Annotated in this window: 4 protein-coding genes and 1 pseudogene; 1 reads left to right on the top strand and 4 read right to left on the bottom strand. The window is 66.1% G+C overall.

Translation table 11 applies throughout. The features are described 5' to 3' along the window. Positions 1 to 275: pseudogene (locus tag AB4Y84_RS08925) on the top strand (rhomboid family intramembrane serine protease); the annotation flags it as partial. A 196-nt stretch (positions 276 to 471) separates the two neighbouring features. Here the strand turns inward: AB4Y84_RS08925 and AB4Y84_RS08920 are convergent. The 4 genes from AB4Y84_RS08920 to AB4Y84_RS08905 form a co-directional block, all read right to left on the bottom strand. Beyond that, positions 472 to 1587, bottom strand: a complete 1116-nt coding sequence (locus AB4Y84_RS08920; protein ID WP_363734115.1) for a glycerophosphodiester phosphodiesterase — start codon at positions 1585 to 1587, stop codon at positions 472 to 474. Between the two features lie 105 nt (positions 1588 to 1692). Continuing rightward, a complete protein-coding gene (locus AB4Y84_RS08915; protein WP_223483110.1) occupies positions 1693 to 2610 on the bottom strand; it encodes a BRCT domain-containing protein in 918 nt (305 codons plus the stop codon). Positions 2611 to 2766: 156 nt separating this feature from the next. Beyond that, a complete protein-coding gene (gene mnmE, locus AB4Y84_RS08910) occupies positions 2767 to 4116 on the bottom strand; it encodes a tRNA uridine-5-carboxymethylaminomethyl(34) synthesis GTPase MnmE (protein ID WP_032978488.1) in 1350 nt (449 codons plus the stop codon). Positions 4117 to 4119: 3 nt separating this feature from the next. Next, positions 4120 to 6789 carry a polysaccharide deacetylase family protein gene (locus tag AB4Y84_RS08905; RefSeq protein ID WP_442244254.1) on the bottom strand — a complete coding sequence of 890 codons (2670 nt, stop codon included), beginning with the start codon at positions 6787 to 6789 and terminating at the stop codon, positions 4120 to 4122. Between the last annotated feature and the right edge of the window lie 256 nt (positions 6790 to 7045).

Raw genomic sequence — 7045 nt, 5'->3', positions numbered from 1 at the left:
TGACCGTGCTGCCGCATGCCGACGGTGTGTCCTGGCAGTCGCACATGGGTGGAGCCTTCGCCGGCATCATCGCCGCGCTGCTGTTCCGCAACGCCGATCCGCTGCCGCCGCGCCCGCGTTACAGCTGGGAGGACGAGGAAGACGAGGTCGAGCCGCTGGCCGATGACGAACTCGAGCCGCCGTCGCCGCAGCGCGTGCCGGTGCTGTGGCAGCCGCGCGAAGGGCAGGACTATGTGGTGATCCCGTTCCGCCGGCCGGAAGACCCGCGCTCGTGATGCAACGGTAGTGCCGGCCGATGGCCGGCAAGCTCCTAAGCGTGTCGGGGTTGGATCCCCGAAGGGGCTCTGACCCTGGGCGCCGCATTCTCGCGTTCCGGTAGTAGCCGACCTTGGTCGGCGCTCATGCGTCCGGCGTTCCCATGCTCCCTGCTGCGACCGCGTGCCAACCAAGGTTGGCATCTACCAGAGCGGGTCAGTTCGCCGCGTTCACCGCCGCGCCCGTTCCATCCACCGCCTGCCGGCCCAGGGCCGGGTCATCGGTGAAGAAGGCATCGATGCCGGTCGCCAGGTAGGCACGCATCTCCGCGATCGACCCCTCCGCGTTGCGCGCATTGTCCGCGCCCTTGCGCAGGTTGCTGGCCTGGAAATGGTTCTCCGGACGGAAGGTGTACGGAATCACCATCAAGCCCACCGCGTGCGCATCGCGCACCAGCGACGTCGGCGTGCCCAGCGCACCGTTGGCATCCAGAGGGATGATCGAGCGCAGCTCCGGGCCGATGCCGTCGGCATAGGCCGCGATGTCCTTCAGCCCCGCCGGGGTCATCATCTGCGCATAGGTCAGCGCGCCGCCGGCCTTGGCGATGTCGGCCGGCTGCGTATCGCCCTTCCACAGCAGCTGCAGCAGGCGGATGTTGCTGCCACGCGGGATCTTGCCGCGCAGGTAGCGCAGGTTGGCTGTTTCGAACGACTGGATGGTGACCGGGCCGACGTTGGTATAGGCGTTGCCGCGCAGCGCGGCCAGCAGCGTGTCTTCCATCGGCAGGCCGATCGACTGGAAGTAGGTCGGGTGCTTGATCTCCGGCACCAGGCCGATGCCACGGTTGGCACGACCGGCCTGCTGGACCAGGAACGCCAGGATCTCGTCCAGGCTGGCAATGCGGAACTGGCCGTCGTAGGCAGTGCTGCGGAACTCCGGCAGGCGCTCGCGGGCGTACAGGGTCTTCAGCTCGGCCAAGGTGAAGTCTTCGGTGAACCAGCCTTCGACCGTCTGCCCGTCGATGACCTTGCGGGTCTTCCGCTTGGCGAATTCCTTGTGCTCGGCCACATCGGTAGTGCCACCGATTTCGTTCTCATGGCGGGCCACCATCACCCCGTCCTTGGTCATCACCAGGTCCGGTTCGATGTAATCGGCACCGTCGGCGATGGCCTGCGCATAGGCCGCCAGCGTGTGCTCGGGCAGCAGCGCGCTTGCACCGCGGTGGCCGTAGACCGACGCCTTGGGCGCGGCCGGAGGGGAGGATTCAGCACTCATGGCCACCGATGGTGCCACGGCCAGCGACAACAGCAACGCACGACCCCACGACTTCACTGCGACTTCCCCAAGCGGTTTGTGATGGGCGTCAGTATGCGGCGGGAATGTGACAGGTTGGGGGAGCTGGGGTCGGATCCCCGAAGGGGCTCCGACCCGGCATCCTCAGTCAACCAAGGCGTCGTGGAAATCACGCTCATGGACAATCATGATCCGGAGTCCTTCCTTGCGCAGTTCCACTGCGCGTTCCACCTTGCGACCGTAGCAGGCGTAACTCCAGCAGGGATTTCCCTCAGCGCCGATCACCAGGTAGTCCACCTTCTTCGATGGTGCACTGTGCACCCGTCCTCCTCGTGCCGTCACCAGCGCGTGGATATCGGCGCGTGACCCTCGGGACGAAGCACCCGTGAAACAGAATCCCTTCTCTTCGAAATGGATTTCGGGAGCCACCGCGCAAAGCCCGACCAGACTTCCGGCGATCTGCAACGACGGATCGGTCAGGGTGCGGTCGTCGCCCAAGGCGATGAACTCGCTGAAGAACTGGCGAAGCAGATCCTGTTCTTGGCCATCCACCACGCCATCAGTCAGCACCTTGGCCACCAGGTGTCCGATTTCATCGTAAGGCCAGCATCCCTGCAGATGGACATGCTCTTCCATCCAGTCCGAGAGGCCACGCAACTCGGTTTCCGAAACGCGGCCGTCAGCGATGATGCCGCCCAGCACAGCATGCAACCGCTGGAGATCGGCCGTAGTAGCGTTGACCCGATCACTTGAACGCATCCGGTCGATCAACCATCGCAGGTCTTCCACCGCATCTTCGTCCATGCGGCCCTCGCCAAGCGCGCGCTCGACCACCGGCATCAGTTCGGTGAAGGGGTGCTGTTGGCGCTGATGAAGATGATCCTGGATCCAATGAGCCAGGAAGCGGCGTTCATCGGCGTTGATCTCCCCATCAATGGAGATCCCTTCGATGATGCCCGCCAGCGAGTTCAGTGCACGGGTGAGCTGCGCCGGGCTGGTGAAGTGGACGTAAGAAACATGGTCCTGATGCATCTGCAGTTCCTTTGCCAGAGTTTCCTTCACGCTAGCGTGGTCGGAGCAGGTACTCAAGCGTGCCCGGCAAGGTTCTGGAATATTGGGACGATCGCGTCATTTTGTGGGGTCAAAGCCCCTTCGGGGATCTCACCCCGAGGAGCTCGTTTGGCTGGATTGCCGGCCAGCGGCCGGCACTACCAAGGCCTACTTGCCGATGCAGAAGCTGGAGAAAATCCTGCCCAGCAGATCATCGGCACTCATCTGCCCGGTGATTTCGCCCAGCGCGTCGTGCGCCAGACGCAGCTCCTCGGCCGCCAGCTCCAGGTGCTCGTGCACCAGCTCGCCATCCGCCCGCTGCGCGTGTTCCTGCGCGCGCTCGATCGCATCGACGTGGCGGGTGCGTGCGGAGAATTCGCCCTCCACCTGCTCCCCTGCCCCGGCCGAAGCGATCGAACGCAGGCGCGCATGCAGCTCGTCCAGTCCCGCGCCGGTGGCAGCGGAGACGAAAACGCGGTCCGGGTCGTCCCGCACCGGCATCGCATCCAGCAGATCCGACTTGTTGTGGATGTAGACCTTGTGCGGCACCGCCAGTACCGCTTCGCCGATCGCGGCTTCGCCGGCTGCCGGATCGCGTGCATCCAGCACGATCAACGCCAGGTCGGTGCGCTCGATCTCCGCGCGCGCGCGACGCATGCCTTCGCGTTCGATGGCATCGCCACCGTCGCGCAGTCCAGCGGTGTCGACCAGAGTCAGCTCCAGGCCATCCAGGCGGATGGTCTCGCGCAGCGTGTCGCGGGTGGTGCCAGCGATGTCGGTGACGATGGCACGCTCGCTGCCGGCCAGCGCGTTCAACAGCGAACTCTTGCCGGCATTCGGTGGCCCGATCAGCACCGCATGCAGGCCATCGCGCAGGCGGCGGCCACGCTCTGCGTCGCGACGCAGCAGGGCCAGATCGCTGCGGGCCTGTTCCAGCCCGCGCCGCACCTGTGCACCACCCAGCGTATCCAGCGGTTCGTCGGCGAAATCGATGGCTGCTTCCACGTGGATGCGCAGCAGCACCAGCTGTTCGACCACCGCYTCGATGCGGCGCGAGAACACGCCGTCCAGTGAACGTCGTGCCGCGCGCGCAGCGCGGTTGTCCCCGGCCGCGATCAGATCGGCGATGGCTTCGGCCTGTGCCAGGTCGAGCTTGCCGTTGAGAAACGCGCGCTCACTGAACTCGCCGGGCCGCGCCTGCCGCGCGCCCAATGCAATGCAGCGCGCGACCAGTTGCTGCAGCAGCACCGGGCTGCCATGGCCCTGCAGCTCCACCACTTCTTCGCCGGTGAAGCTGTTCGGCGCCGGGAACCACAGCACGATGCCATCATCGATCACCTCACCGTCTGCATCGCGCAGGCGCGCGTAATGCGCATGCCGCGGGCGCAACGTCGGTGCGCCGAGCGCGTTGGCAATCGCTGCGGCACGCGGGCCTGACAGGCGCAGCAGGCCCACGCCACCCGCGCCGGGTGCGCTGGCAATGGCCACGATGGTCTCGGTACGCTTCATATCGTTCATCGCTCAGAGCTTCTCCAGCTGCGCGCGCGCCTGCGCCGCACCACTGCCTTGCGGTTGCAGGGCCAGGTAGGTGGTGTAGGCCTGCTTCGCTTTGGCCTTGTCGCCGGCGTTGAAGTAGGCATCGCCCAGGTTGAGATGGGCCACCGCGCGCGACGGATCGATCTTCAGGGTGTTCTCCAGCCAGCGCGCCGCTTCGGCGTAGCGCTGCTGGCGGTAATAGACGAAGCCGAGGTTGTTGGCCGCCTGGGCGAAATCAGGGCGCAGCTTCAGCGCCTCGGCGAACTGCACGGCGGCTTCGTCGTAGCGCTTCTCGCGGTACAACTGCAGGCCACGGTCATTGGCCTGCTGCGCGCGCTGGCGGTCGGAGGCCGGTCCGGCCGTCGGCACCACCAGCTTGGCCTTGCCACCCTGCAGGTCGGCCACGGTCACTGGCGCTTCGCTGTTCTTGGCGTCCTGGGCAGCGTCGACCTTGTTGTTCAGGGCGATCGCGTCGGCTGTCAGCTGGCGCGTATCGGCGTTGAGGTATTCCTGGCTGTCCGGCACCTGGAACACGAACTCGCCCCCCTGCGAGCCGGGCAAGCTGCCGAACGCCGGCGTCTGCTGCGAGACCGCCGACACCGCCGGCGCCACATAGGCGGCCAGCTCGGTACCGGTGATCTGGCCATCGCCATTGAGATCGCCCTTGCCAGCCAATGCCTGCAGCAGCACCCAGGTAAACACCGAGTGGCCGTTCGGGCCGGCATCGGCCACCTGCTGGTCGGCACCGCCGGCGGTCAGCATCTGCCGCGCRCTGCGGCGCGCGTTCTCGCGCAGGAACGACGACGACGATGGGCCGCCGCGGGTCAGGCCGAGGCCGCTGTAGCAGGCATCCATCACGAACATCACGTGCTTGGCCTGCATGCTTTCGGCGATGTTCTGGATGTCGGTCATCGCGATGGCGTCGGTGGCGAATTCCTTCGGGTCCGAGTCCACCGGGATGATGTAGCCGAGGTCGCGCCCGGAGGCGAGCTGGCGGGTAGCGCCATGGCCGGCGAAGAACACGAACACGCGGTCGTTCTTTCCGGTGCGGTCGTCGGCGAGGCGGTCGTGGAAGGCGGCCAGGATGTTGTTGCGGGTGGCCTGCTCGTTCTTCAGCACGATCACCTGCGAGGACGGGAAGCCGAACTGCCCGGTCAGGGTATCGGCCACCGCCTGTGCGTCATGGCTGGCGTATTCCAGCTTCGGCCACTTGGCGTAGGTGTCGATGCCGACCACGATCGCCCACGATTTTTCATAGCCGGTGGTGACGGTGGCATCGCGGTCGCTGCCCTTGCGCGGCCGGGCGACGCTGAAGTCGCGGCCATTCCAGCCGGCGAACTGGTAGCCGTCGGCGATCAGCCGGTCCAGGATCTGCGGCAATGCCTTCACCGCGCGGTCGTGGATATCGTGGAACAGGATGATGCCGCGCTGTTCCTTGTTCACCTGGTCGAGCACGCGCTGCACGATCGATTCGGGCACCGGGTCGGCCCAGTCCATCGAATCGATGTTCCACATGATCGACTTCAGGCCCGCCTCGTTGAGCAGCTGCAGGCCTTCGGCGTTGCGTGCGCCATACGGGAAGCGGAACAGCGGCGCGCGCTTGCTGTCCACGTCCTTCAGCAGGGTATCAGTGTCCAGCACCTGCTGGCGCAGCGCATCACCGGTGGTGCGCGACAGCTGCGCATGGGTCAGGCTGTGGTTGCCGACGGCGTAGCCCTCTTCCATCAGGTTGCGGCTGATCTTCGCCATCGGCCCGAGGCTGACCTTGCCGTCGGTGTCGACCTTGCCCAGGTTGCGACCGACCTCGAAGAACACGCCCGGTACGTCGTAGCGCTTGAGGATGGCCACCACTTCATCGGTATAGGCCTTGTGCGGGCCATCGTCGAAGGTCAGCACCACCGTCTTCGGTGGCAGATCGCGGCCGAAGATCTCGCGGTCGCTGTCCTTCATCGACATCGGGTACGGCTCGATCACGCCGTAGTCGCGCAGGATCGCTTCGCGGCTGTAGTCCTTGTGCAGGTGCGCGATGTAGTCGTCCCACTTCTCGCGCTTCAGTTCGATGGCACGGGTGCGCTCGAAGCGGCTGAAGATGCGGGTCAGTTCCTGGTTGTAGTTGCGCTCGATCTCGTCGAGCGCCTCCAGATCTTCGCCGATGCGCTGGTGCAGCTTCACCGCCGGCAACGAGGAGTCAGCGCCGATGCGTTCGTGCAGGTCACGCAGCACCTCGCGGAACGCCAGGCGATCGGCATCGAACAGTTCCGGTGCCGACTCGATGTAATCCAGCACCGTGCCCAGGGTTGCGAAGCGCTGCGGGCTGGTGCCGCGCAGCAGCGTGTCGAACTGCGCGGCAATGGCGCTGCGCTGTTCCAGGCCATCGTGGAACAGTTGCTGGCCGATGCGGGTGGAGGTGGTGCGATCGGCCTCGGACTGCTGTTCCTCATCGGCCAGCAGCACGATGATCCGTCGATAGCCGTCGAGCTGCTTCTGCAATGCGCCCAGCAACGGCGCGGCGGCCGGGTCGGCGGCGGCAGCGGCCTGTGCGCTCGGCTGGGTGACTGCCGCCGGTGCCTGCGCGTCCTTGTCGCTGCAGCCGGCCACGAGCAGGGTCAACAGCAGGCTGGGCAGGAACAGGCGGAACGACGGCGCACGCAGCATGGCGGACTCGAACAAAGGGGAATGGTGTGCCGGCGATTCTAACGCTGCATGCGAAAAGCCCGCCTTGCGGCGGGCCTTTGCTGGGCCAGCCGGCCAGCGGCCGGCTCTACCCGTCGGCGCAGACGCGCCTTACTTTTTCTTGGCCGGAGCGGTAGCTGCCGTGGCCGGCACCGGATCGCTGCCGTGGCGCTTGGTCATCCACCACTGCTGCAGCAGGCCCAAGCCACCATTGACCACCCAGTACAGCACCAGGCCG

Source organism: Stenotrophomonas sp. 2YAF22, assembly GCF_052114665.1.
Lineage (GTDB): Bacteria > Pseudomonadota > Gammaproteobacteria > Xanthomonadales > Xanthomonadaceae > Stenotrophomonas > Stenotrophomonas indicatrix.
This window is presented reverse-complemented; position numbering and strand designations above follow the sequence as displayed.